This is a genomic window from Burkholderia sp. IDO3 (assembly GCF_003366075.1).
In the GTDB taxonomy this organism is placed as follows: Bacteria; Pseudomonadota; Gammaproteobacteria; order Burkholderiales; family Burkholderiaceae; genus Burkholderia; species Burkholderia anthina.
In genome coordinates this window covers 3209261-3234080 of sequence record NZ_CP028963.1, presented here as the reverse complement: position 1 = coordinate 3234080, position 24820 = coordinate 3209261, and the positions used below count along the sequence as shown (strand labels likewise).

27 protein-coding genes and 1 pseudogene are annotated in these 24820 nt (G+C 66.8%); 23 read left to right on the top strand and 5 right to left on the bottom strand.

Annotation, left to right across the window (positions count from 1 at the left end):
* Window positions 1–16: 16 nt before the first annotated feature.
* Both DCN14_RS29855 and DCN14_RS29850 read left to right on the top strand, forming a co-directional pair.
* Window positions 17–1015 carry an NAD(P)H-dependent glycerol-3-phosphate dehydrogenase gene (locus DCN14_RS29855; RefSeq protein WP_096507411.1) on the top strand — a complete coding sequence of 333 codons (999 nt, stop codon included), beginning with the start codon at window positions 17–19 and terminating at the stop codon, window positions 1013–1015.
* A gap of 93 nt (window positions 1016–1108) precedes the next feature.
* Window positions 1109–1633, top strand: coding sequence for an O-acetyl-ADP-ribose deacetylase (locus DCN14_RS29850; protein WP_096507410.1), 525 nt, complete (start codon window positions 1109–1111; stop codon window positions 1631–1633).
* A 36-nt stretch (window positions 1634–1669) separates the two neighbouring features.
* Here the strand turns inward: DCN14_RS29850 and trmL are convergent, their stop codons facing one another.
* Window positions 1670–2140, bottom strand: coding sequence for a tRNA (uridine(34)/cytosine(34)/5-carboxymethylaminomethyluridine(34)-2'-O)-methyltransferase TrmL (gene trmL, locus DCN14_RS29845; RefSeq protein ID WP_096507409.1), 471 nt, complete (start codon window positions 2138–2140; stop codon window positions 1670–1672).
* 107 nt (window positions 2141–2247) lie between these two features.
* A complete protein-coding gene (locus tag DCN14_RS29840) occupies window positions 2248–3027 on the bottom strand; it encodes a phosphoribosyltransferase family protein (RefSeq protein ID WP_096507408.1) in 780 nt (259 codons plus the stop codon).
* An 82-nt stretch (window positions 3028–3109) separates the two neighbouring features.
* Here DCN14_RS29840 and DCN14_RS29835 point away from each other — a divergent pair, with 82 nt between their 5' ends.
* From DCN14_RS29835 to DCN14_RS29805, 8 genes are all read left to right on the top strand, one after another.
* The gene (locus DCN14_RS29835) at window positions 3110–4075 is read left to right on the top strand and encodes a methyltransferase domain-containing protein (protein WP_096507407.1); all 966 of its coding nucleotides are present in this window, start codon (window positions 3110–3112) and stop codon (window positions 4073–4075) included.
* 195 nt (window positions 4076–4270) lie between these two features.
* Window positions 4271–4795: a DUF2244 domain-containing protein gene (locus tag DCN14_RS29830; RefSeq protein ID WP_096507406.1), complete on the top strand. Its 525-nt coding sequence runs from the start codon at window positions 4271–4273 to the stop codon at window positions 4793–4795.
* Between the two features lie 57 nt (window positions 4796–4852).
* Entirely contained in the window at window positions 4853–6424 is a 1572-nt protein-coding gene (gene coxB / locus DCN14_RS29825) for a cytochrome c oxidase subunit II (protein ID WP_096507405.1), read from the top strand.
* Between the two features lie 43 nt (window positions 6425–6467).
* Window positions 6468–8075 carry a cytochrome c oxidase subunit I gene (ctaD, locus tag DCN14_RS29820; protein ID WP_096507404.1) on the top strand — a complete coding sequence of 536 codons (1608 nt, stop codon included), beginning with the start codon at window positions 6468–6470 and terminating at the stop codon, window positions 8073–8075.
* Window positions 8076–8153: 78 nt separating this feature from the next.
* The gene (locus tag DCN14_RS38490) at window positions 8154–8294 is read left to right on the top strand and encodes a cytochrome oxidase small assembly protein (protein ID WP_096507403.1); all 141 of its coding nucleotides are present in this window, start codon (window positions 8154–8156) and stop codon (window positions 8292–8294) included.
* A gap of 35 nt (window positions 8295–8329) precedes the next feature.
* Complete coding sequence (locus DCN14_RS29815; protein WP_096507402.1) at window positions 8330–8938, top strand: cytochrome c oxidase assembly protein; 609 nt, start codon at window positions 8330–8332, stop codon at window positions 8936–8938.
* Between the two features lie 16 nt (window positions 8939–8954).
* Entirely contained in the window at window positions 8955–9155 is a 201-nt protein-coding gene (locus DCN14_RS29810) for a DUF2970 domain-containing protein (protein ID WP_096507401.1), read from the top strand.
* Window positions 9156–9293: 138 nt separating this feature from the next.
* Window positions 9294–10151 carry a cytochrome c oxidase subunit 3 gene (locus DCN14_RS29805; protein ID WP_096507400.1) on the top strand — a complete coding sequence of 286 codons (858 nt, stop codon included), beginning with the start codon at window positions 9294–9296 and terminating at the stop codon, window positions 10149–10151.
* Between the two features lie 186 nt (window positions 10152–10337).
* On the opposite strand, the gene DCN14_RS29800 is transcribed toward DCN14_RS29805, so the two are convergent.
* Window positions 10338–10547, bottom strand: a complete 210-nt coding sequence (locus tag DCN14_RS29800) for a twin transmembrane helix small protein (RefSeq protein ID WP_096507399.1) — start codon at window positions 10545–10547, stop codon at window positions 10338–10340.
* 84 nt (window positions 10548–10631) lie between these two features.
* Here DCN14_RS29800 and DCN14_RS29795 point away from each other — a divergent pair, with 84 nt between their 5' ends.
* The 5 genes and pseudogenes from DCN14_RS29795 (at window position 10632) to DCN14_RS29775 (ending at window position 14714) form a co-directional block, all read left to right on the top strand.
* Window positions 10632–11342 (top strand): SURF1 family protein, encoded by a 711-nt coding sequence (locus DCN14_RS29795; protein WP_239007782.1) that lies wholly within the window; start codon window positions 10632–10634, stop codon window positions 11340–11342.
* 114 nt (window positions 11343–11456) lie between these two features.
* A pseudogene (locus tag DCN14_RS29790) lies at window positions 11457–12029 on the top strand (cytochrome C oxidase subunit I); the annotation flags it as partial.
* Between the two features lie 25 nt (window positions 12030–12054).
* Window positions 12055–13167, top strand: coding sequence for a COX15/CtaA family protein (locus tag DCN14_RS29785; RefSeq protein ID WP_096507396.1), 1113 nt, complete (start codon window positions 12055–12057; stop codon window positions 13165–13167).
* An 8-nt stretch (window positions 13168–13175) separates the two neighbouring features.
* A complete protein-coding gene (gene cyoE / locus DCN14_RS29780; protein ID WP_096507395.1) occupies window positions 13176–14078 on the top strand; it encodes a heme o synthase in 903 nt (300 codons plus the stop codon).
* Between the two features lie 18 nt (window positions 14079–14096).
* The gene (locus tag DCN14_RS29775; protein WP_096507394.1) at window positions 14097–14714 is read left to right on the top strand and encodes an SCO family protein; all 618 of its coding nucleotides are present in this window, start codon (window positions 14097–14099) and stop codon (window positions 14712–14714) included.
* 159 nt (window positions 14715–14873) lie between these two features.
* Here DCN14_RS29775 and DCN14_RS29770 read toward each other — a convergent pair whose 3' ends face one another.
* Window positions 14874–15164, bottom strand: coding sequence for a YciI family protein (locus DCN14_RS29770; RefSeq protein WP_039321616.1), 291 nt, complete (start codon window positions 15162–15164; stop codon window positions 14874–14876).
* A gap of 209 nt (window positions 15165–15373) precedes the next feature.
* Between DCN14_RS29770 and DCN14_RS29765 the strand changes: the two genes are divergently transcribed.
* The 3 genes from DCN14_RS29765 to DCN14_RS29755 all read left to right on the top strand — a co-directional run bounded on the left by DCN14_RS29765 (window position 15374) and on the right by DCN14_RS29755 (window position 18942).
* Complete coding sequence (locus tag DCN14_RS29765; RefSeq protein WP_096507463.1) at window positions 15374–17014, top strand: methyl-accepting chemotaxis protein; 1641 nt, start codon at window positions 15374–15376, stop codon at window positions 17012–17014.
* Between the two features lie 276 nt (window positions 17015–17290).
* Window positions 17291–18106: a MetQ/NlpA family ABC transporter substrate-binding protein gene (locus DCN14_RS29760; protein ID WP_096507393.1), complete on the top strand. Its 816-nt coding sequence runs from the start codon at window positions 17291–17293 to the stop codon at window positions 18104–18106.
* A gap of 506 nt (window positions 18107–18612) precedes the next feature.
* Window positions 18613–18942, top strand: a complete 330-nt coding sequence (locus tag DCN14_RS29755; RefSeq protein ID WP_203368152.1) for a DUF1493 family protein — start codon at window positions 18613–18615, stop codon at window positions 18940–18942.
* Between the two features lie 19 nt (window positions 18943–18961).
* Here DCN14_RS29755 and DCN14_RS29750 read toward each other — a convergent pair whose 3' ends face one another.
* Window positions 18962–19270, bottom strand: a complete 309-nt coding sequence (locus tag DCN14_RS29750) for a VF_A0006 family four-cysteine protein (RefSeq protein WP_096507392.1) — start codon at window positions 19268–19270, stop codon at window positions 18962–18964.
* 333 nt (window positions 19271–19603) lie between these two features.
* Between DCN14_RS29750 and DCN14_RS29745 the strand changes: the two genes are divergently transcribed.
* The 5 genes from DCN14_RS29745 to DCN14_RS29725 all read left to right on the top strand — a co-directional run bounded on the left by DCN14_RS29745 (window position 19604) and on the right by DCN14_RS29725 (window position 24815).
* Window positions 19604–20569 carry an ABC transporter substrate-binding protein gene (locus DCN14_RS29745; protein ID WP_096507391.1) on the top strand — a complete coding sequence of 322 codons (966 nt, stop codon included), beginning with the start codon at window positions 19604–19606 and terminating at the stop codon, window positions 20567–20569.
* Window positions 20570–20705: 136 nt separating this feature from the next.
* On the top strand, window positions 20706–21602 hold the full coding sequence (locus DCN14_RS29740; RefSeq protein WP_096507390.1) for an ABC transporter permease: 897 nt from the start codon (window positions 20706–20708) through the stop codon (window positions 21600–21602).
* 1 nt (window position 21603) lies between these two features.
* Window positions 21604–22398 carry an ABC transporter ATP-binding protein gene (locus DCN14_RS29735; RefSeq protein WP_096507389.1) on the top strand — a complete coding sequence of 265 codons (795 nt, stop codon included), beginning with the start codon at window positions 21604–21606 and terminating at the stop codon, window positions 22396–22398.
* Between the two features lie 289 nt (window positions 22399–22687).
* A complete protein-coding gene (imuA, locus tag DCN14_RS29730; protein ID WP_096507388.1) occupies window positions 22688–23395 on the top strand; it encodes a translesion DNA synthesis-associated protein ImuA in 708 nt (235 codons plus the stop codon).
* Window positions 23328–24815, top strand: coding sequence for a DNA polymerase Y family protein (locus DCN14_RS29725; RefSeq protein WP_096507387.1), 1488 nt, complete (start codon window positions 23328–23330; stop codon window positions 24813–24815). The genes imuA and DCN14_RS29725 overlap by 68 nt, the downstream gene beginning before the upstream one ends.
* Window positions 24816–24820 lie beyond the last annotated feature (5 nt).

Sequence of the window (24820 nt, the reverse complement as noted above, 5' to 3'; positions counted from 1 at the left end):
CGGACCGGTGCTGGGTATGAAAGTAGCCGTTCTCGGCGCCGGTGCCTGGGGCACCGCGCTCGCGGGCCATCTGGCCGCGCGGCACGATACGCTTCTCTGGGCGCGCGACGCCGCGCTGATCGCCGGGCTGCAGGCCCGGCACGAAAATTCCCGCTATCTGGACGGCATTGCGCTGCCCGATGCGCTGCGCTACGACGCCGATCTCGGCGTCGCGCTCGCGCACGGCGCCGCGGACGACGCGCTGTGCGTGATCGCCGCGCCCGTGGCCGGGCTGCGCACGCTGTTCGGCGCGATGCGCGACGCGGGCTGCGTGCCCGCGCACGTCGTGTGGGTCTGCAAGGGTTTCGAGGCCGACACGCATCTGCTGCCGCATCAGGTGATCGCGGCCGAGTTGCCCGGGCAGCACAGCAACGGCGTGCTGTCGGGGCCGAGCTTCGCCCGCGAAGTCGGGCTCGCGTTGCCGGTCGCGCTGACGGTCGCGAGCGCGTCCGCCGAATGCCGCGAGCGCACGCTCGCCGCCTTCCACCACGGCGCGATGCGGATCTATACGGGCGACGACGTGGTCGGTGTCGAGGTCGGCGGCGCGGTCAAGAACGTGCTCGCGATCGCGACCGGCATCGCCGACGGCCTCGGGCTCGGGCTGAACGCGCGCGCCGCGCTGGTCACGCGCGGCCTCGCCGAAATGTCGCGCCTCGGCGTCGCGCTCGGCGGTCGTGCGGAAACCTTCACCGGGCTCACGGGCCTCGGCGACCTGATCCTCACCGCGACGGGCGACCTGTCGCGCAATCGCACGGTCGGCCTGCAACTCGCGGCCGGCCGCTCGCTGAACGACATCCTCGGCGCGCTCGGCCATGTGGCCGAAGGCGTGCGCTGCGCACAGGCCGTGCTCGCGCTCGCACGCGCGCAATCGATCGAAATGCCGATCACCGAAGCCGTGTGCGGCGTGCTGTTCGACGGCGTGGCGCCGCGCGATGCGGTCAGCGGCCTGCTGCGGCGCGACGCGCGCGCCGAATAACGCCGATTCGCCGTCGCCGTACGCGCCCGCGCCATGCGCGCGGCGCCAAAGCGCACTACGCTTGAACAGTCTCCGGCGTTTCGGGAGGATGTCATGCTGCAGATCGGTTCCACCACGTTCGATGCACAAGTCGTCGACATCACGACGCTCGACGTCGACGCGATCGTCAATGCCGCGAACGGCTCGCTGCTGGGCGGCGGCGGTGTCGACGGCGCGATTCATCGCGCGGCCGGCCCCGGCCTGCTGGCCGAGTGCCGCACGCTCGGCGGCTGCGGCACCGGCGACGCGAAGCTCACGCGCGGTCACGGGCTGCCGGCGCGCTACGTGATTCATGCGGTCGGCCCGGTGTGGTACGGCGGCGGGCGCGGCGAGCCCGAACTGCTCGCGTCGTGCTACCGGCGCGCGCTCGAACTGGCCGAGGACGTCGCCGCGACGTCGATCGCGTTTCCCGCGATCAGCTGCGGCATATACCGCTATCCGGCCGAGGAGGCCGTCGACATCGCGGTCGGCACGGTCGTGGAAACGCTGCCGCAGGCGCCGAATCTCGCACGCGTGGTGTTCGCGTGCTTTTCTTCCGACATCTACGACCTGTATCGCGCGCGGCTCGCGCGCATCTAGCAGGGCGGGCCGCGCGGCGCGCGAGCTGCAGTGGCGTCAGGCGCCGCCTTCGAAGCCGGCCTGGCGCCACGCTTCGAACACGACCACCGCGACCGTGTTCGACAGATTCAGGCTGCGATTGCCCGGCCGCATCGGCAGGCGCACGCGCTGTTCGTTCGGAAAGCGCTCGAGCACGCCGGCAGGCAGCCCGCGCGTTTCCGAACCGAACACGAACCAGTCGCCCGGCACGAACGCGTGATCGTGGAAGCGGCCCGAGCCGCGGGTCGTGAACGCGAACATCCGCGCGGGGTCGGGCGCTTCGGCCGCGACGAACGCGTCCCAGTCGCGGTGCACGCGCATTTCCGCATATTCGTGATAGTCGAGCCCTGCGCGGCGCATCTTCGCATCGTCGAGCGGAAAGCCGAGCGGCTCGATCAGATGCAGGCGCGCGCCGGTGTTGGCGCACAGGCGGATCACGTTACCGGTGTTCGGCGGAATTTCGGGGGCGACGAGGACGACGTTGAACATGGTTGGGTCTGGCTGGGCCGGCCGGGACGGAGCAACGTGCATTCCTTCCCGGCCGGCCGGTTCGTGACGGCCGTGGCCGCGTTCGGGCGGCCGGCCTCTCTATCTAATTAATCCCTGGCGGTGCGCAGCGCAACCAGATTCGTCACGCGCGCGGCGCCCGCTGCCTTCAATGCGTGCGCGGCGGCCGCGAGCGTCGCGCCGGACGTCATCACGTCGTCGACGAGCGCCACGTGGCGACGGGCGACGTCGCCCGCCACCGCAAACGCCGCGACCATGTTGTCCCGCCGCGCGCGCCGGTCGAGCCGCGACTGCGGCGCGGTTTCGGCCACGCGTGCGAGCAGCGCCGCATCGGCGCGCACGCCGAGCCGGCGCGCGAGCGGACGCGCGATCGCCCATGCCTGGTTGTAGCCGCGCGCGACGAGCCGCCCGTGCGACAGCGGCACCGGCGCGATGACGTCGAAGCCGCCGGCGCGCTGCATGTCGTCCGTATCGCTGACCCGCTGCGCGAGCCGGGCCGCGAATTCCGCGCCGAGCGCGAGCCGCGCGTGAAACTTCAGGCCACGCGCGAGCCCGTCGAGCGGCGCGCGGTAATCGGCGAGCGCGAGCGTCGCGTCGAACGGCGGCGGCGTCGCGCGGCATGCGTCGCACCGGTAATCCGCGGCGCGCGAACGCGGCCGCGCGGTGCCCAGCGGCACGGCGCAGACGTCGCACCGCAAGCGCGCTTCATTCCAGTACGCGGCGTCGCAGGCGGCGCAAATCACGCTGTGTGACAAATTGCCGCACAGCGCGCATCGATTCGGCAGCGCGTGCACGACGATGCGCGCAAGCAACACACCGACCTGCGACAAAACGACGCGCATCGTATGCGGAGCGGAACTGCGATCCATCGGGAACACTCCAGATGGCCCGCCTCGATGAAGGCTGCGAGGCGAGCGAGTATACTTCGGGCTCTTCGCCAGTGTGCCCGACATGTCCTCAGCTTCGACTTCACCCGGCCGTCCGGCCAATGACGCCCGGCGTTTGCGGCGGATCTTCGATCGCCGTGCCGCCTCGTTCGACGCGGTCGCATTTCTGCCGCGCGAGATCGCGCAACGGATGAACGAGCGCCTCGAGTACATCAAGGTGAGCCCGGCGGCCGTGCTCGATGCGGGCTGCGGGCCGGGCGACGACCTGCCGGCACTGCGCGCGCGCTTTCCCGAGGCCCCGGTGTTCGGCGTCGACCTGTCCGGCGCGATGCTCGCGCGGGCGGGCCAGCGCGAGGTCGAGCAGACGAACTGGCGCCGCTGGCTGCCGGCCTCGCTCGGCCGGGCGCTGGGCCAGCGCGGCCCGCGCGTCGCGCAGGCCGATTTCTCGATGCTGCCGTTCGCGGCCGGCGCGTTCGACCTGATCTGGTCGAATCTCGCGCTTCACTGGCATTCGCGTCCCGATACGGTGTTCCCCGAATGGCAGCGCGTGCTGCGCGTGAACGGCCTGCTGATGTTCAGCACGTTCGGCCCCGACACGCTGCGCGAGCTGCGCGCGGCCTGCGCGGACGCCGAAGCGGCGCTCGGCATCGCGCCGCCCGCACCGCGCGTCGTCGATTTCGTCGACATGCACGATCTCGGCGACATGCTCGTCGAGAGCGGTTTCGAGATCCCGGTGATGGACCAGGAAGTGCTCACCGTCACCTACAAGACACCCGACTCCCTGCTGGCCGACGTGCGCCGCTGGGGCGCCTATCCGTTCGAGCGCACGACGCCGCAGCGCGCGACGCGGCGCTTTCGCGCGGCGCTCGGCGATGCGCTGGAGGCGCGCCGGCGCGCGGACGGCACGATTGCCCTGACGTTCGAGGTGGTCTACGGCCACGCGTGGAAGGCCGTGCCGCGTACGACTGCCGAGGGGCACGGGATCGTGCGTATCGAAGATATCGGTAAGGGACGTCCGAAGAATCGGTAAAGCGGTAAAGAGGTGTTTTGTTATGTCTGAAATTAGCGGCGCAAAGCGGGGTCGAATTAGCGGCAAAAATGGCCGGGAAGCTTGTGGCGCTTGGCTCGCGGGCCGATAGGCGCTTGCTTGTGGATGCCATTGAACCCGCCTATAATGCGTCAGCTTGTCGTCCCGGGGTCCCCGCAATACGGGGCGACGAGTCCGATGCAGGCATGCATCGCATGCCATTCGCGTGAGGCGGCGATGGAAGCAGCGAGGGTTTTGGCGGAGACGACGAACAATGAACCGGTCATCGCAGACTGGCTCATGAAACGCAATTGTTCGGTGTCGCCGCGCCAGTTCGTGCTGTTTTACGCGTCGCTCGCGGGCTTCTCGCTGGTGATCGCGGCATTGCTGATGTGGCGGGGGGCTTGGCTCGTCATGCCCTTCACCGGAATCGAGTTGCTTGTAGTGGGTGTCGCATTTGCGATTTATGCTCGCCATGCAGTCGATTACGAGCGCATCAGGCTGTTTCCGCACCGGCTCGTGATCGAGCGGATGGATGCGGAGCGGCTCACGCAGATCGAATTCAACCCGCGCTGGGTGCGGGTCGAGCCGGGTGCGACGCCACGCGATCCGATTCGACTGGTATCGCGCGGGCAGACCGTCGTAATCGGGCAGCATCTCGCGCAGTACAAGCGTGCGCAGTTCGCCGACGAACTGCGCGTGTCGCTCAGGCGCTGCGGCTGACGAGGCGCGGGCACCGGCCGCAAGGAGGCCGGCGTCTTGCGACGGGGGAGGGTTTGAATGGAAATTTTGGGTAAGGATGCTATGAAAACAATCAAGCGAGCCCTCACGGGCGTGCTGGCATGCAGCGGATTGCTCTTTGCCGGCGCTGCTCTGGCGGTCGGTGATAGCCCGGGCGGCCCCCGCGTCAACGAGATCAACTTTCAGCCGCCGGTCACGAAGATCGCCGAGGAGCTCTACGATCTCCACACGATGATGCTGATCCTGTGTACGGTGATCTTCGTCGGCGTGTTCGGCGTGATGTTCTATTCGATCTTCGCGCACCGCAAATCCAAGGGCTTCAAGGCCGCCAATTTCCATGAAAGCACGACCGTCGAAATCATCTGGACGATCGTGCCGTTCATCATCGTCGTATTGATGGCGCTGCCGGCGACGAAGGCCGTCGTCGCCATGAAGGACACGACCAACGCCGACCTCACGATCAAGGTCACCGGCTACCAGTGGAAGTGGGGCTACGATTACGTGAAGGGCCCGGGCGAGGGCATCAGCTTCCTGTCGACGCTCAGCACCCCGCGTGACGAAGTGATGGGCAAGAAGCCGATCACCGACACCTATCTGCAGGAAGTCGACAACCCGCTCGTCGTGCCGGTCAACAAGAAGATCCGCATCATCACGACCGCGAACGACGTCGTCCACTCGTGGTACGTGCCCGCGTTCGGCGTGAAGCAGGATGCGATCCCTGGCTTCGTGCGCGACACGTGGTTCAAGGCTGACAAGGTCGGCACGTTCCGCGGCTTCTGTACCGAACTGTGCGGCAAGGAACACGCGTTCATGCCGGTCGTGGTCGAAGTCCTGTCGGAAGACGACTACGCGAAGTGGGTCACGGCGCAGAAGGCCAAGCTGGCCGGCGCGGCGGTCGATCCGAACAAGGTTTACACGATGGCCGAACTCGTCTCGCACGGCGAGGACGTCTACAAGGCGAACTGCGCGGCCTGCCACCAGGTGAACGGCAAGGGTCTCGGCGCATTCCCGGCAATGGACGGCAGCCCGATCGTGAACGGCCCGATCGCCGGCCACGTCGAGCGCGTGCTGCACGGCAAGGGCGCCATGCCGTCGTGGGCATCGTTGTCGGATCTCGATATCGCATCGGTCATCACGTACGAGCGCAATTCGTGGGGCAACCACAAGAACGATCTGCTGCAGCCGAAGCAAGTGGCTGATGCGCGCAACGGCAAGATGCCGGAAGACACGGCAGGCGCAGCGGCACCGGCGCAAGCCGCGTCGGACGCAGCCGAGCAGCCGGCGGCGTCGGCATCGGCCGCCCTGTCGACGATCTACTTCGAGACGGGCAAGAGCGTGCTGCCGGCGGATGCGAAAGCAGCGATCGCCGCAGCGGCCGACTATGCGAAGGCACATCCGGACGCGAAGCTCGCGCTGTCGGGCTTCACCGACAAGACGGGTTCGGCCGACGCGAACGCCGAACTGGCCAAGCATCGTGCACAAGCCGTGCGCGACGCACTGAAGGCAGCAGGCGTGGCGGAAGACCACATTATTCTCAAAAAGCCGGAAACGATCACGGGCGGGGCAGACGCGAAGGAAGCCCGGCGTGTCGAGATCGGCCCGGCGGCTTGACGTGTCGCTGAGTTAGTCGACGTATTCGCATTAGGAGATTCTCATGTCTAGCATCGGGCACGACGTAGCCGCGGACCACGCGCACGACGACCACGCGCACGAAACACCGCACGGCTGGCGGCGCTGGCTGTTCGCCACCAACCACAAGGACATCGGTACGCTGTACCTGCTGTTCTCGTTCATCATGTTCCTGTCGGGCGGCGTGATGGCGCTCGGCATCCGCGCCGAGCTGTTCGAGCCGGGCCTGCAGATCATGCGTCCGGAGTTCTTCAACGAACTCACGACGATGCACGGCCTGATCATGGTGTTCGGCGCGATCATGCCGGCATTCGTCGGCTTCGCGAACTGGATGATTCCGCTGCAGATCGGCGCATCGGACATGGCGTTCGCACGGATGAACAACTTCAGCTTCTGGCTGCTGCCGGTTGCAGCCGTGCTGCTGGTCAGTTCGTTCTTCGCGCCGGGTGGCGCGACGGCTGCCGGCTGGACGCTGTACGCACCGCTGTCGACGCAGATGGGCCCGGGCATGGACTTCGCGATCTTCGCGGTCCACTTGATGGGTGCATCGTCGATCATGGGCGGTATCAACATCGTCGTGACGATCCTGAACATGCGCGCACCGGGCATGACGCTGATGAAGATGCCGATGTTCGCATGGACGTGGCTGATCACGGCGTACCTGCTGATCGCCGTGATGCCGGTTCTGGCGGGCGCGATCACGATGGTGCTGTTCGACCGCCACTTCGGCACGTCGTTCTTCAACGCGGCAGGCGGCGGCGACCCGGTGATGTACCAGCACATCTTCTGGTTCTTCGGCCACCCCGAGGTGTACATCATGATTCTGCCGGCGTTCGGGATCGTGTCGCAGGTGATCCCGGCGTTCGCGCGCAAGACGCTGTTCGGCTACAGCTCGATGGTGTACGCGACGGCTTCGATCGCAATCCTGTCGTTCATGGTCTGGGCGCACCACATGTTCGCAACGGGCATGCCGGTCACCGGTCAGCTGTTCTTCATGTACGCGACGATGCTGATCGCGGTGCCGACGGGCGTGAAGGTGTTCAACTGGCTCGCGACGATGTGGCGCGGTTCGATGACGCTCGAAACCCCGATGCTGTTCGCGATCGGCTTCCTGTTCGTGTTCACGTTCGGCGGCCTGACGGGCCTGATGCTGGCCATGGCGCCGCTCGACATCCAGTACCACGGCACTTACTTCGTGGTGGCGCACTTCCACTACGTGCTGGTGGCCGGGTCACTGTTCGCGCTGTTCGCGGGCTGGTACTACTGGTCACCGAAGTGGACGGGCTGGATGTACAACGAGACGCGCGGCAAGATCCACTTCTGGTCGTCGATGATCTTCTTCAACCTGACGTTCTTCCCGATGCACTTCGTCGGTCTCGCGGGCATGCCGCGCCGCTATGCGGACTACCCTGCGCAGTTCACGGACTTCAACCAGGTGGCGACGATCGGCGCATTCGGCTTCGGCCTCGCGCAGGTGTACTTCCTGTTCGCGGTCGCGCTGCCGGCCTACCGTGGCGGCGGCGAGCTGGAAAAGGCGTCGGACAAGCCGTGGGATGGCGCGACGGGCCTCGAGTGGACGGTGCCGAGCCCGGCTCCCTTCCACACGTTCGAGCAACCGCCGCACGTCGAATAAGTTTCACCGCGCTCCGCCGCTGCCTGCCGTGCAGGCAGGCGCGGCGGGCGCCGAATTGAAATTTCAGCGAAGTTTCAGATGAACCGGAATCCACAACAAAGACGTACGCCCGAGCAGATTCGCGCGGGCAACAAGCGGCTCGGCTTCATCCTGCTCGTCATCGCCGCCGTTTTTTTTGTGAGTGTCGTGATCAAGCAGTGGTGGCTGTCCACACACTGATGCAGTAACTGACGTAGTAACGAGGAAGCAGTCGTATGTCGAAGCCGGAAGAGGGCGCCGTCGATCGCGCATTCAATCGTTCGATGCTGGTGAAGCTCTTCGTCGTGGCCGCACTGATGTTCGGCTTCGGCTTCGCGCTGATTCCGATGTATCGCGCGATTTGCCAGGTCACCGGTATCAACAACCTGGTGCAGCGCGACGTCAGCGAACGTGAGGCAAAGAATTCGCAGGTCGACTACAGCCGTACGGTGTCGGTCGAATTCGATGCGAATGCACGCGGCCCGCTCGGCTTCAAGCCGGAGCACAACAGCCTCGACGTGCATCCGGGCGAACTGACGACGATCATGTACGACGTGACGAACGGGCAGGGCCGGCCGGTGGTCGCGCAGGCGATTCCGAGCTACGCGCCGAAGCAGGCGACGGAGTTCTTCAAGAAGATCGAGTGCTTTTGCTTTACGCAGCAGACGCTGGCCGCGAACGAGTCGCGCAGGATGCCGGTGGTGTTCGTGATCGATCCGAAACTGCCGAAGGACGTGAAGACGATCACGCTGTCGTACACGTTCTTCGAACTGAATACACCGGCCGCGTCGGCGCCGGCGCAGCGCAGTACGGCGGCGCCGGGCGCGACGACGCCGGGCGCGTGACGACGGAGACAGGGCGATGACGGAGACCAGGCGGAACGGCACGTTCGGCCAGGCGCTGAAGGCGGTGTTGTGGTCGTTCTTCGGTGTGCGCAAGCGGCGCGATCTGGAGGCCGACGCGACGCAGCTCAATCCGCTGCACGTGCTGATCGTCGCGTTGATCGCGGCCGGCATGTTCATCGGCGTGCTGATCCTGATCGTGCGCGCGGTCGTGGGCTGACGCCCGCGGCCACGAAAGAATGCAGTGCGCGGCGCCTCGGCGCTGCGTGCGGGAAAGAGCGGCGGCGGTCGCGCCGCGCAAGAAATAAAGCCGGAGCGGTTTCCGGTACACAAATTGGACTGAAGTGGAGAATCAAGCATGAGCGGTCAAAACCAGACCCCGTACTATTTCGTGCCGCATCCGTCGCAGCATCCGATCAGCGCGGCCATCGGCCTGCTGGTCATGCTCGGGTCGGTGGCGCTGTGGATCAACGGTCACGACTGGGCTCCGTACACGGCGCTGGTTGGCCTGCTGTGGTTGCTCTTCACGCTGTATCACTGGTTCGGCGATGCGATTTCCGAGTCGGAAGGCGGTCATTACGGCAAGAACGTCGACAAGTCGTACCGCTGGAGCATGAGCTGGTTCATCTTCTCCGAAGTGATGTTCTTCGGCGCGTTCTTCGGTGCGCTGTTCTATGCGCGTGAAATCGCGCTGCATCAGCTCGGCAGCCTCGACTACAAGCTGATCTGGCCGGATTTCTCCGCCGTGTGGCCGAACGAAGGCCCCGCCGCGCTCGCCGGCCACTTCAAGACGATGGGTCCGTGGCCGATCCCGACGCTGAACACGGCATTCCTGCTGTCGTCGGGCGTGACGCTGACGGTGTCGCACCACGCGCTGCGCGACGATCACCGCAAGAAGGCGATTGCCTGGCTGGCCGCGACGCTCGTGCTCGGTATCTGCTTCCTGTTCATGCAGGGCTTCGAGTACTACCACGCGTACAACGAACTGAACCTGACGCTGAACTCGGGCGTGTACGGCTCGACGTTCTTCCTGCTGACGGGCTTCCACGGTTTCCACGTGTTCCTCGGCGGCACGATGCTCGCGGTGGTGCTGGTGCGGATGATCCGCGGCCACTTCAAGCCCGATCATCACTTCGCATTCGAAGGGGCCGCGTGGTACTGGCACTTCGTCGACGTCGTCTGGCTCGGCCTGTACGTCGTCGTCTACTGGCTGTAAATGCAACAACGGCCCGCGCAGCGATGCGCGGGCCGTTTTCATTGGCGGGGACGGAGCAGCGGCTGGCTGCTTGTGCTCAACGCCACCCCGGCGCCGCCGCGACTCAGTCAGGCGGCGCTTTTGCTTGGTGGCGCGGCTGTGCGGCGAAATGTCACAGCGGCTGCGGCGGCCGCCGTGGCGAATGCATCAACGCCCGATCGGCAGGCCGGTCGAATGGATCCAGCCCATCCAGTTCGCGAGCAGGATGAACAGGAACAGCGAGATCGACAGCCCGACGCGGGTGGCGAGCGACCAGGCCATGCGTTTCGTGTGGCCGCGGTCGTGCATCATGAAGTAGAGCGCCGAGCCCATGCTGGCGATGATGAGGACGAAGGCAATAGGAACGAGTATGTGCATGACACGAACCGGACGACGGCAATTCGAAAGGAAGAGGATAATTATCGCACTTCGCTTTCGCGAATGCGCCTGGCGGGCGGCATGATGAAGATCCGTTTGCTGCCCGCGCTGCTGATCCTCATCGTCGTCGCGGTCACGATCCGTCTCGGTTTCTGGCAGCGCGACCGCGCGCACCAGAAGGAAGCGCTGCAGGCGAATATCGTCCGCTACGAGCACGCGGCGCCCGTCGATGTCGGTGCGCAGCCGATGCCGCTGGCGTCGATCGAGTTTCACCGCGTGCGCGCCACCGGCCGCTTCGTGCCGGAGCAAGCGGTGTTCCTCGACAATCGGCCGTATAACGACCAGCCAGGTTTTTACGTCGTGATGCCGTTTAAACTCACGGGCGGCGGCGTCGTGCTGGTCAACCGCGGCTGGCTGCCGCGCAACATCTCCGATCGCACGGCGATCGAGCCGTTTCCGACGCCTGCCGGCGAAGTCGAGATCGAGGGTATCGCGCGCGCCGATGCGTCGCGCGCGTTCGAACTCGGCGAAGGCGGCTCGGCCGCGCACCAGAAGATCCGGCAGAACCTGGACGTCGGCGCATATGCGAAGGAAACGGGGTTGCCGCTGCAGCCGTTCGTGATCCAGCAGACGAGCGACGACGGCGACAAGCTCGTGCGCGACTGGCCGGCGGCGACGACCGGCGTCGAGCGCAATTACGGTTACATGTTTCAGTGGTGGGCCATGGCGGCGGCCGCGCTCGGTTTCGGTCTGTACGCCGCGCGGCGTGCGGCGAAGAAGTCGGCCGGCGCGTGAGCGCGATGCCCGGACGCGGCGGCCATGCCGCGGGTTCGTTTCGAGAGGTTTGATTTGTCCATGCAATCTTCCCGTCAGGGTTCGGCCGCGGCGCCGATTTCTCCGGCGGCCCGCAAGCGCGGCCGCTGGATGCTCGTGTTGCTCGGCCTCGTGTGCGCGGCGCCGATACTCGCGTCGTACTTCACCTATTACGTAATCAAGCCGAAGGGCGGCTCGACCAATTACGGCACGCTGATCGAGCCGCAGCGGCCGATTCCGGCCGATCTGCAGGTCACCGACGAAACCGGCAAGACGGTCCCGCTGTCGTCGCTGCGCGGCGTGTGGCTGTTCGTGATGACCGACGACAGCGCGTGCGACGACGCATGCGCGGAAAAGCTCTATTTCATGCGCCAGATCCGCGTCACGCAGGCGGGCGAGCGGCACCGGATCACGATGGTGTGGCTGCGCAGCGATGCGGGCGCGATTCCGCAGAAGGTGCTGGACGCCTATCCCGACACGCGCCGGCTGGTCGCCGATCCGGCCGCGGTGGCCGCGTGGCTGCCGGCCGATGCCGGCACGCGCGACACCGACCATCTCTATATGGTCGACCCGAACGGCAACCTGATGATGCGTTTCCCGAAGAACCCGAACCCCAGCAAGATCAAGACGGACGTCACGAAGCTGCTGAAGTGGTCGAGCATCGGTTAAGGCGAGACAACGAGGCAAACATTCGATGTCGTATCTACTGCAACTCGGCCTGATCGGCTTCTGCATCGCGCTGCTGCCGCTGTCGTACGTGTGGGTGAAGGCCGACGACAACAAGTTCCGCAAGCTGGTGTGGATCACCACGTTCCTGACGCTCGATCTGGTGATGTTCGGCGGCTTCACGCGTCTGACCGATTCGGGCCTCGGCTGTCCGGACTGGCCCGGCTGCTACGGCACGTCGTCGCCGTTCATCGCGCACGCCGCGATCACGGCCGCGCATCAGGCGATGCCGACCGGCCCCGTCAGCATGACGAAGGCGTGGATCGAGATGATCCACCGCTATTTCGCGATGGCGATCGGCGTGCTGATCATCGCGCAGGTCGTGATCGCGTGGTCCGCGCGGCTGCGCCGCCGGCCGCTGCACGTGTCGCCGTGGTGGCCGACGAGCCTGTTGCTGCTGATCGTCGTGCAGGGCGTGTTCGGCGCCTGGACCGTCACGATGAAGCTCCAGCCCGTGATCGTCACGACCCATCTGCTGCTCGGTCTGACGCTGCTCGGCACGCTCGGCTGGCTCGCGGCGCGGCAGACGCCGCTGCCGTCGCATGATCCGGAGGCCGGCCGCTACCGCGCGGCCGCGCTCGCGGCGCTCGTGCTGCTGGTCGTGCAGATCGCGCTCGGCGGCTGGGTGAGCACCAACTACGCGGTGCTCGCGTGTACCGATTTCCCGACCTGCAACGGGCAGTGGATCCCGCCGATGAACTTCGGCCAGGGCTTCCATCTGTGGCGCGCGCTCGGGATGACGCAGGACGGCGAGGCGATCACGCAGGACGCGCTGGTCGCGATCCACTGGACGCACCGCACGTTCGCGTTCGTCGTCGTCGCGTATCTGGTCGCGTTCGCGCTGAAGATGCGCCGCTTCGCGTCGCTGCGGCGGCCCGCGAACGGCGTGCTGCTGGTCGTGCTGCTGCAGTTCGTGACGGGCCTGACCAACATCGTGCTGCAGTGGCCGCTGCCGGTGGCCGTCGCGCACAACGGCGGCGCCGCGATCCTGCTGCTGCTCGTCGTCATGTTAAACTTTCGCATCCTTTCAAGCCGCCCCGGCCGTGTCGTGCAGCCCGCGCGCGACGCCGCCCCGGCGTGACCGTCCCCATGCAAAGCACCCTTTCCCAATCGCCCGGTAGCCGGTTTTCGCAGTACATGGCGCTGACGAAGCCGCGTGTCACGCAGCTCGCAGTGTTCTGCGCGGTGATCGGCATGTTTCTCGCGACGCCGGGCATGGTGCCGTGGCATGTGCTGATCGGCGGCACGGTCGGTATCTGGTTGCTGGCCGGCGCCGCGTTCGCAATCAACTGCCTCGTCGAGCAGAAGATCGACGCGATGATGCGCCGCACCGCGTGGCGTCCGTCCGCGCGCGGCGAGATCACGACGCCGCAGATCCTGTTGTTCTCTGCCGTGCTCGGCGGCGTCGGCGCATGGACGCTCTATACGTTCACGAATCCGCTGACGATGTGGCTGACGATCGCGACGTTCGTCGGCTACGCGGTCATCTATACGCTGCTGCTCAAGCCGATGACGCCGCAGAACATCGTGATCGGCGGGGCGTCGGGCGCCATGCCGCCGGCGCTCGGCTGGGCCGCGGTCACCGGCGCGGTGCCGGGCGACGCGTGGATCCTCGTGCTGATCATCTTCGTGTGGACGCCGCCGCATTTCTGGGTGCTCGCGCTCTATCGCCGCAAGGACTACGAGAACGCGGGGCTGCCGATGCTGCCCGTCACGCACGGCGAGAAGTTCACGCGGCTGCACATCCTGCTGTACACGGTGATCCTGTTCGCGGTCACGCTGATGCCGTTCATCTCCGGGATGAGCGGGGCCGTCTATCTGACGAGCGCGGTGCTGCTCGGCGCGGTGTTTCTCGCGTATGCGTGGAAGATCTACCGCGATTACTCGGACGCACTCGCCCGCAAGGCTTTCCGTTATTCGATCGTCTACCTGTCGCTGCTGTTCGCCGCGCTGCTCGTCGATCACTATGCACGTCCGCTGCTCGGCGTGTAACTGCACGGTTTGAACGCAATGCTCCATTCACGGTTCGGGCGCCGCGCGCGCCAAGGCTGGATGCTGGCGTGCGCATTCGCGGCGGCTTTGCTGCTCGCCGGATGCGACAACGCGCCGAAATTCCAGAATCTCGACATCACCGGCAACACGCAGTTCGGCACCGATTTCTCGCTGCCCGACACGACCGGCAAGGTGCGCACGCTGGCCGACTTCAAGGGCCGCGCGGTCGTGATGTTCTTCGGCTATACGCACTGCCCGGACGTCTGTCCGACGACGATGGCCGAATTGTCCGAGGCGCTGAAGCAGCTCGGGCCGGATGCCGCGAAGCGGGTGCAGGTGCTGTTCGTCACCGTTGATCCGGAGCGCGATACACCCGCGCTGCTCGGCCAGTACGTGCCCGCGTTCGATCCGTCGTTCATCGGCCTGCGGCCGGCCGACGAAGCGCAGCTGAAGAAGGTCACGAAGGATTTCCGCGTGTACTACGCGAAGGTGCCCGGCAAGACGCCCGGCAGCTACACGATGGATCACACCGCCGCGAGCTACGTGTTCGATCGCGACGGCAAGCTGCGCCTGTTCGTGCGCGACGGCCAGGGCCCCGGCCCGTGGGTCCACGACCTGAAACTGCTGGTCGACTGAGCGGCACGCGCCGCATGATCGCCCGGGCGCTCGCCCGGCGATACGCGTGACGGCCGCGACGCGCCGTCACGCATGCTTCCTGCTTCCCCTCGAATTGCCGTCACCGCTTCGCAGCGCGCGGCGCGTACGTGCACGCACATTCGCCGCGCCCGGGCGCGATTACGGCAGCGCCGGCACGTTGAAGCCCTGCGCGGCGCGCGTGATCCTGAATTCGGTCACGCGATAGGTCGCGAGCCCTTCGGTCACGAACGGATCGGTCTTCAGGATCGCGTCGAGTTCGTCGCGGTCGATGCGGGCCGCGAGGATCACGCCGCCTTCGCGCGGCACCTTCGGCCCTGCCGCGATGAAGATGCCGCGCTCCAGCAGCGGCTGCAGATACGCGCGATGGCGTTCGAGCGCGTCGTCGATGCGCTCGAGCGACGCGGTGTAGTGGATGTCGATGACGTACATGGATGGCCCTGGAATGTCGCCGGCGCGGTGCGTGCCGGCCAGCTGGTCTTTGTAGCACAGCGGCCGTTCCGTGTCGTGCCGTGCTTCGCGCGCCGGCCGCGTGTATTCAAGTTGTAAGCGTCGCTGCCGTAAATATGGAAGCAACCGTTTGCGCGCGGTCGAGACCGTCGCGCGCATTCCGGGCATCGATATCGACGAGAGGCATGCAGATGAGCAGAATGAGTTTGAACCGCAAGCTGTGGCTCGCGCTTGCGCTGGTATGGGTCGGCCTTCTCGGCGTCGGCGCGTGGAGCGCGTACGAGACGCGCGCGACGATGCTCGCCGAACGCAAGGCAGGCATCGCGAACCTCGTCGACTCGGCGGCCGGCATCGTGAGCGCGTATCACGCACTCGCGCAGAACGGCACGCTGCCCGAGGCCGACGCGAAGCGCGAGGCGCTCGCGAGCCTGGCCGCGATGCGCTACGGCGATGCGGGCTACGTGTTCGTGATGGACTCGAAGCCCGTCGTGCTGATGCATCCGACGTTGCCGAAGCTCGTCGGCACGCAGGTCGGCGACTATCTCGATCCGGACGGCAAACCGCTGTTCGTCACGATCCTGAATGCCGCGAAGGCGACCGGCAGCGGCTTCGCCGAGTATCGCGGACGGCTGCCGCACAGCGAGACGGCCGTGCCGAAGATCAGCTACGTCACGCGCTTCGCGCCGTGGGACTGGAACATCTCGAGCGGCGTATTCCTGAAGGACATCGATACCGTCTACTACCGGACGCTGTTCGGTCACCTCGCGGTCGTGTTCGTGATCGGTTTCGTGATCAGCGCGGCGATGCTCGTGATCATCCGCAACGTGCGCGGCAGCCTCGGCGGCGAGCCGGACGAAGCGGCCGCGCTGGCGATCCGTATCGCGCAGGGCGACCTGAGCCGGCCGGTGCCCGTGCGCGACGGCGACAGCACGAGCATGATGGCGGCGATGCGCGACATGCAGGCGCGCTTGCAGGCGACGATCGGCGGGATCCGCCAGTCGGCCGAATCGATTGCATCGGCGAGCCGCGAGATCGCGTCCGGCAACGACGACCTGTCGCAGCGTACCGAGGAGCAGGCCGCGTCGCTGGAAGAAACGGCCGCGAGCATGGAGCAACTGACCGCGACGGTGAAGCAGAACGCCGACAACGCGCGGCAGGCGAGCGGGCTCGCGAACAACGCATCGGAGATCGCGCGCGCGGGCAACGACGTCGTGAGCCGCGTGATCGGCACGATGGGCGAGATCGACGACAGCTCGCGCAAGATCGCCGACATCATCGGCGTGATCGAGGGCATTGCGTTCCAGACCAACATCCTCGCGCTGAATGCGGCGGTCGAGGCCGCGCGCGCCGGCGAGCAGGGGCGCGGGTTCGCGGTGGTCGCGGGCGAGGTGCGCTCGCTTGCGCAGCGTAGCGCGACGGCCGCGAAGGAGATCCGCGAGCTGATCGTCGACTCGGTCGAGCGTGTGCGCAACGGCTCGACGCTGGTCGGCCAGGCCGGCACGACGATGGGCGAGATCCTGCAGGCGGTCGCGCGCGTGACCGACATCATGGGCGAGATCGCGGCCGCATCCGAAGAGCAGGCGAGCGGCATCACGCAGGTCGGGCGTGCCGTCACGCAGATGGATCAGGTCACGCAGCAGAACGCGGCGCTCGTCGAGGAGGCCGCAGCAGCCGCTGCGTCGCTGCAGGAGCAGGCCGGGCGGCTGCGCGACGCGGTCGGTGCGTTCCGGGTCGGTGGTGGCAACGGGGGTGGCGCGTCGCATCGCGCCGGCGGGCGGACAGGCGAACCGGTGTTCGGCGTGCAGCCCGCGGAAGAAGCGGTCGCCGCGTAACCGCGGCAGCGTGCTGCTATCGACGAAGGCGGGCACGGCGTCATGAAGCATCGTGCCCGGCCGGCAGTTCGCAAAGGAAGGTCGCTCCTTCGTCTCATTAAACGCAACTAACGGCCAATTCGCACAGCCCCCGCCAGCACCGTCGCGGTGCATACCCATATGAGCGGGATGTATTTCACTTCCGGCTCATCCTGTGACACCATTTGCCCCTTCCTGCGAGTCGGGGCATACCCGTATCGCGCCCCCATTTTCAGTTAGCAAGAAAGCGAGAAACAGATGAAGCGTCGCAGTCTCCTGAAGGTATTTTCCGTGCTGGCCACCGGTGCCGCACTGACGCTGTCGGCTGGCGTGCACGCCGAAGACAAGGTGATCAAGGTCGGTACGGTTGCCGGTCCGGATTCGGAAGTGTGGCAAGTCGTGCAGAAGGTCGCGAAGGAGAAGGAAGGCCTGAACGTGAAGGTCATCGAGTTCAACGACTACGTGCAGCCGAACGCGGCGCTCGACGCGGGCGACCTCGACGCGAACAGCTTCCAGCACCAGCCCTACCTCGACAGCCAGGTGAAGCAGCGCGGCTACAAGATCGTCAGCGCGGGCCTGACCTACATCTCGCCGATGGGCGTGTACTCGAAGAAGTTCAAGTCGCTGAAGGATCTGCCGCAAGGCGCGAAGCTCGCGGTGCCGAACGATCCGTCGAACGAGAACCGCGCACTGCTGCTGCTGCAGACGCAAGGCGTGATCAAGCTGAAGGCCGGCGCCGGCACGGGCGGCAACAACGCGACGGTACTCGACATCGCCGATAACCCGAAGAAGCTGAAGATTTCCGAACTCGACGCCGCGCAACTGCCGCGCGTGCTGTCGGACGTCGACGCAGCCGTGATCAACACGAACTACGCGATCGCCGCGAACCTGCAGCCGACCAAGGATGCGATCGCGCTCGAATCGTTGACGAGCCCGTACGCGAACCTGATCGCCGTGCGCGCGAAGGACAAGGATCAGCCGTGGGTGAAGAAGCTGGTCAAGGCGTACCAGTCGCGTGAAGTGAAGGAATTCATCAACAAGCAGTTCAAGGGCTCGATGGTCGCGTCGTTCTGAGCGCGATCGGTTGACCGAACGAAGGCCTGCACGTGTGCAGGCCTTTTTTATATGCGACAGGCGGCGTTCCGTTGCTGCTGCGCATGCGTTGGCTGCGTAGCTCTGACGCGCTTGCGAGATGCAGGGGCGACTTGAAGATCGCTCATTGCATTTGCGCTTATCCGATCGGTACGGTTTCGTAACGGTCTGTCAGGTTGGCATCGGTTCAGCGTGCCGCTGCTCGAACGCGGAATCGGTATGCGTTTTTCCTCCTCGGCATCCCGCCGAGCCCCGTCGTTGCTCACTCGAGCCAAATAAGAGCGATCTCTCGGGATATTGCACGATCGTCGCGACATGAATTGTCAGCGGATCGGTGGGAATGTCTTTATGTCGTGGTCGTATGTCTTCGGTAGACTGAAAAGGCAGTTCAAGATCGGATGGGGCGCTCTCGCGAGTGACGTTCTAACCATTCCTTGCAAGGCGGTGAGTCACTGCAACAGAGTTGCGAGAGAGGGGGATGGATTGTGGTGGATATCGATCGCCGGATAATCGATTTTGTGAGGGGGATGTCCGGGTTTTATCTGTTGTCAGGGGGCGAGGGTGGAACTGAGAACACCGATCTGGATGTTGATCTGGGTTTTGATGCGGCTGAGGTCGAAGAGGTGATGGCGGCGTATTCGAAGGAATTTAATGTCGATATGAGTGGATTCGACATCAAAAAATATTATCCGGAGGACGATTCCTCATTGCTTGACTTGATCAATCCCTTCAAGAAGAGGGTAATTCATCAGGTTCCGGACCTGAATGTTCGGATGTTGATCGTTTCGGCCAAAGCAGGGCGCTGGCTCTACAGTTGACGGGCACGCGCCGCCGCCCTCACATCTCGCCGCGCCGCGAGCAGATCGCCATGATCTGCTGGATCGCGTAGTTGTCGCGCACGCCCGGCAGCGACTGCACGACACACTCGTGATAGCGCCGCTCGCGCGGCAGCAGCATCGCGTTGTTGCGGTACAGCGCGTCGCACGAGCGCTGGATCAACTGGGCCGCCGCGCCGTTGCGGCTCTCGCGCAGCGCGTTGAGCATGCAATCGTCGTAGGGCGCATTGCCGTCGGTCAGCGCGAATGCCGCGCCCGGCAGCATCAGCGCGACGGCCGCGCATGCGGCGGCATGGATCCCCGGTTTCATCTGCCCTCCGCTGGCGTGGACTGGGTCGATCGACAGGATAACGTAAAGCCTCGACAGTGGCTGACGTGTTGCACCCACCCTGGCGCAAACTGCCGCCGGCCGGGCGTCTCGCGCGTTTCGACGTGTCACGGCACCGGTGTGCGCCGGGCTGTCGTGCGAAAGCGCGGAGTCAGGCGGTGGTCTGCGGAAATGGTATTCTCATGCGTTCGCCGCCGCGCGCCTTCCCGGGGCCCGCGCGAGGCCGGTGCCGCTGCATTGCGTGCGCCGGCACCTGCATGACGGCGGCGGGAATCCATCATCCAGAACCGACACAAATACGGGGGAGACTCACCCATGAAGCGTTTCAAGACTTTCGCGATCCGTTCGATCACGGCCGGCGTGGCCGCACTGGCACTCGCCGGCGCTGCGCACGCGCAGACGGTCAAGGTGCTGTCGATCGTCGACCATCCGGCACTCGACGCGATCCGCGACGGCGTGCGTGCCGAACTGAAGGCGGAAGGCTACGGCGACGACAAGCTCAAGTGGGAATACCAGAGCGCGCAGGGCAACACGGGCACGGCCGCGCAGATCGCGCGCAAGTTCGTCGGCGACCAGCCCGACGTGATCGTCGCGATCGCGACGCCGGCCGCACAGTCGGTCGTCGCGGCGACCAAGAGCGTGCCGGTCGTCTATTCGGGCGTGACCGATCCGGTCGCCGCGCAGCTCGTGAAGGGCTGGGGCCCGTCGGGCACCAACGTGACGGGCGTATCCGACAAGCTGCCGCTCGACCGCCAGGTCGCGCTGATCAAGCGCGTCGTGCCGAAGGCGAAGACGGTCGGCATGGTCTACAACCCGGGCGAGGCGAACTCGGTCGTGGTCGTGAAGGAACTCAAGGAGATCCTCGCGAAGCAGGGCATGACGCTGAAGGAAGCGGCCGCGCCGCGCACCGTCGACATCGGCCCGGCCGCGAAGAGCCTGATCGGCAAGGTCGACGTGATCTACACGAACACCGACAACAACGTCGTGTCCGCGTACGAAGCGCTCGTGAAGGTTGCGAACGAAGCGAAGATCCCGCTCGTCGCCGGCGACACCGACAGCGTGAAGCGCGGCGGCATCGCGGCGCTCGGCATCAACTACGGCGACCTCGGCCGCCAGACCGGCAAGATCGTCGCGCGCATCCTGAAGGGCGAGAAGCCGGGCGCGATCGCGTCGGAGACGAGCAGCAACCTCGAGCTGTTCGTGAACACGGGCGCGGCCGCGAAGCAGGGCGTCACGCTGTCGCCGGATCTCGTGAAGGAAGCGAAGACGGTCATCAAGTAAGCGGTCCGACCGCCGCGCTTGCAGGCCCGATCCGGGCCTGGACAACCTCGCCGGACGGGCGGCTCCCACCCGGGGCCGCCCGTCCGCTTCACCCGGCCGTACACGTCCGGCCGGGAAGCAACAGGATTTCCCCATCATGTCTCTGTTCTCGTTTCTGGGCGCCCTGGAGATCGGCCTGATCTTCAGTCTCGTCGCCCTCGGGGTGCTGATCTCGTTTCGCATCCTCAATTTCCCCGACCTGACCGTCGACGGCAGCTTTCCGCTCGGCGGCGCCGTCGCCGCGACGCTGATCTCCGCCGGCTACGACCCGTTCACGTCGACGGTGATCGCGATCGTCGCGGGCGCGCTGGCCGGCTTCGTCACCGGCTGGCTCAACGTGCGCCTGAAGATCATGGATCTGCTCGCCAGTATCCTGATGATGATCGCGCTCTACTCGGTGAACCTGCGGATCATGGGCCGGCCGAACGTGCCGCTCATCACCGAGCCGACGATCTTCACCGTGCTGCAACCCGACTGGATGCCCGACTACGTGCTGCGCCCGGCGCTGCTCGCGATCGTCGTGGTGGTCGCGAAGCTCGGCCTCGACTGGTTCTTCTCGTCGCAGCTCGGCCTCGCGATGCGCGCGACCGGCGCGAACCCGCGGATGGCGCGTGCGCAAGGCATCGCGACGGGCCGCGCGACGCTTGCCGGGATGGCGCTGTCGAACGCGCTCGTCGCGCTCGCCGGTGCGCTCTTCGCGCAGACGCAGGGCGGCGCCGACATCTCGATGGGGATCGGCACGATCGTGATCGGGCTGGCCGCGGTGATCATCGGCGAGACGCTGCTGCCGGCGCGCCGGCTCGTGCTGACGACGCTCGCCGTCGTGCTCGGCGCGATCGTCTACCGCTTCTTCATCGCGCTGGCGCTGAACAGCGAATTCATCGGCCTGAAGGCGCAGGACCTGAACCTCGTGACGGCCGCGCTCGTCACGATCGCACTGGTGTTGCCGGCGACGCGCAAGAAGCTGTTCGCGCGCAAGAACGGAGGGGCATGACATGCTGTCCGCACAAGACCTGAAACTCACGTTCAACCCCGGTACGCCGATCGAGACGCGCGCGCTGCGCGGGCTGTCGCTCGAGATTCCCGACGGCCAGTTCGTCGCGGTGATCGGCTCGAACGGCGCCGGCAAGTCGACCTTCCTCAACGCGGTCAGCGGCGACCAGCGCGTCGATTCGGGGCGCATCGCGATCGACGGCACGGACGTCACGCGCCAGCCCGCGTGGGACCGCGCGCACCTCGTCGCGCGCGTGTTCCAGGACCCGATGGCCGGCACCTGCGAGGCGCTGACGATCGAGGAGAACATGGCGCTCGCGATGGCGCGTGGCGCACGGCGCGGCTTTCGCGCGGCGCTCGACCGGCCGTCGCGCGAGCTGTTCCGCGACAAGCTGCGTCTGCTGAACCTCGGGCTGGAAAACCGGCTGACCGACCGGATCGGGCTGCTGTCGGGCGGGCAGCGGCAGGCGGTGAGCCTGCTGATGGCATCGCTGCGGCCGTCGCGGATCCTGCTGCTCGACGAGCACACGGCCGCGCTCGATCCGAAGACGGCCGCGTTCGTGCTGGAGCTGACCGCGCGCATCGTCGCCGAGAGCAAGCTGACCACGATGATGGTCACGCACAGCATGCGGCAGGCGCTCGACTACGGCGACCGCACGGTGATGCTGCATCAGGGGCAGGTCGTGCTCGACGTGTCGGGCGACCAGCGCAAGGGGCTCGACGTGCCGGACCTGCTGCAGATGTTCGAGAAGGTGCGTCACGAGCAGCTCGACGACGACGCGCTGCTGCTCGGCTGACGCGTGACAGGCGGCGCGGATCGGCGCGGTGTGCGGTGCGGGCATCGTGCCGGTTTGCTTGCCGGTCCGGCGGCGTGATCCGGTTTCGCGGGCGTCGCCCAGGCCGGGTGGTTGTCGTGGGCGTTCGGTCGATGCGAGCCGGCCACGCCCGGGCCGGTTCGCCTTGAGATGACGGGCGCGCCGGTTTTTCTTCCGCGTTTCATCTGACGAAAGACTGGTTTCGTACCAGTACTGTGCGACGCGAGCGCATTGCCATATACTGTATATCCATACAGTTGTGGGTGGCGTCATGCTCGCATCCTCCATTTCTCCCGAATCCCTTCATCCGTCGCTGTGGCGCGGCTCGCAGCTCGCGCGCGGTGGCCCGCGCACGATCGACACGGGCTTTGCGCCGCTGTCGGCAGAGCTGCCGGGCGGCGGCTGGCCGGTCGGCGGGCTGGTCGAACTGCTGGCCGCGCAGCCGGGCAGCGGCGAGATGCGGCTGCTCGCGCCGGCGCTCGCGCGCACGGTCAGCGCGCGGCGTCCGCTCGCGCTCGTCGCGCCGCCGCAGTCGCCGCATGCAACCGCGCTCGCCAGTCTCGGCGTGCCGTCCGACGCGCTGCTGTGGCTGCGCGCCGGCAACCGCACCGATGCGTTGTGGGCCGCCGAGCAGGCGCTCAGGACGGGCTGCTGCGGTGCGCTGCTGCTGTGGCAGGACGCGCGCGCCGATGCGTTGCGGCGCCTGCATCTTGCGGCCGCGCGCACCGGCGACACGCTGTTCGTGATGCTGCGCCCGCTGTCGGCCGCACGTCAGCCGTCGCCGGCCGTGCTGCGCGTCGCGCTGTATCCGGTGCCGGGCGGCGTGTCGCTCGACATCGTCAAGCGTCGCGGGCCCGCGCGCAGCGAGCCGCTTACGCTCGATTTGCCGTCGCCCATCGTGGAGAGCCGCTATGCGCGTCTTGCTCGGCATCCATCTGCCGCGCCTGCCGCTCGACGTGTGCGCCCCGCCGCCGTCTGACGCAGCGGCCGGCGATGCCGGCTGCGCGGTGCTCGAGCAGGGCGTCGTGCTGATTGCCGACGCACCGGCGCGCCGGCAGGGTGTGCGCGCGGGCATGAAGCGCGGCGGCGTGCTGACGCTTGCGCCCGATACGCGGCTCGTCGAACGCGATCCCGCGCGCGAGGCCGATGCGCTGCGCGCGGTCGCGCTCGCGTTGCTGCGTTTCTCGCCGTGCGTCGCGCTCGACGACGAAGCCACGCTGATCGTTGACGTCGGCCCGAGCCTGCGCCTGTTCGGCGGCCTGCCGTCGCTGTGCCGCCAGGTGCGCGCGACGCTCGCGGCGCTCGGCTATGCGGCGCGCCTGTCCGCCGCGCCGACCGGGCGCGGTGCGTGGCTGCTCGCGCGCACGTCGGCGCGCGCCTGCATCCGGCGTCGCGTGGCCGCGCCGGCCTCGCTCGTTCGTGCGCTCGATCGCTTGCCGTGCGTGCTGTTGCCCGAGGCGCGCCCGTATGCGGGCTGGTTCGACGGCCTCGGCTGCCGCACGCTCGCCGATCTGCGCGGCCTGCCACGCGCGGGGCTGCAGCGCCGCTGCGGTCCGGCGTTGCTCGCCGCGCTCGATCGCGCATACGGCGATGCGGTCGAACCGCTTGCGTGGATGGCGGTGCCGCCGGTGTTCGACGTGCGGCTCGAATTGCCGGAGCGCGTCGAATATGCGGAAGCCGTGCTGTTCGCCGCACGGCGGCTCGTCGTGCAGCTATGCGGGTGGCTGGCCGCGCGACAGTTGTCGCTGGCCGCGATGACGTTCGATCTCGAGCACGAGCGCGGCCGCCAGGCCGTGCCGCCGACGCCGCTCGAACTCGCGTTCGCCGCCCCCGTGCGCGACGAGGCGCACTTCATGCGGCTGCTCGGCGAGCGGCTCGCGCGCGTCGAGTTGCCGGCCGCGGTGATCGCGGTGCGGCTGAAGGCCACGCGCGTCGAATCGGTCGCGCCGCCGGCCGACGATCTCTTTCCGGAACCGGGCGGCACGAAAGAGACGCGCGCGCGGCTGTTCGAATTGCTGGTCGCACGGCTCGGCGCGGACAACGTGCTGCGCGCGGCCCCCGTCGCCGATTACCGTCCCGAGGCCGCGAACCGCTGGCTGCCGCTCGATGCGCACGCGGGCAAGCCGGCCGGCGGGCCGCCCGCCGCGCCGCCGCGCCCCGCGTGGCTGCTGGCCGAGCCGCTGCCGTTGTTGATGCGCGGCGAGCGGCCGGTATTTCATACGCCGCTCAGGATGATGTCGTCGGCCGAGCGGATCGAAGCCGGGTGGTTCGACGGGCAGATGGTCGCACGCGATTACCACGTCGCGCAGGACGAAGAGGGTGCGTGCTACTGGGTGTTCCTGGAGCGTTCGAGCAGCCAGGCCGTGCCGCGCTGGTTCCTGCACGGCCTGTTCGGATGAGCGGC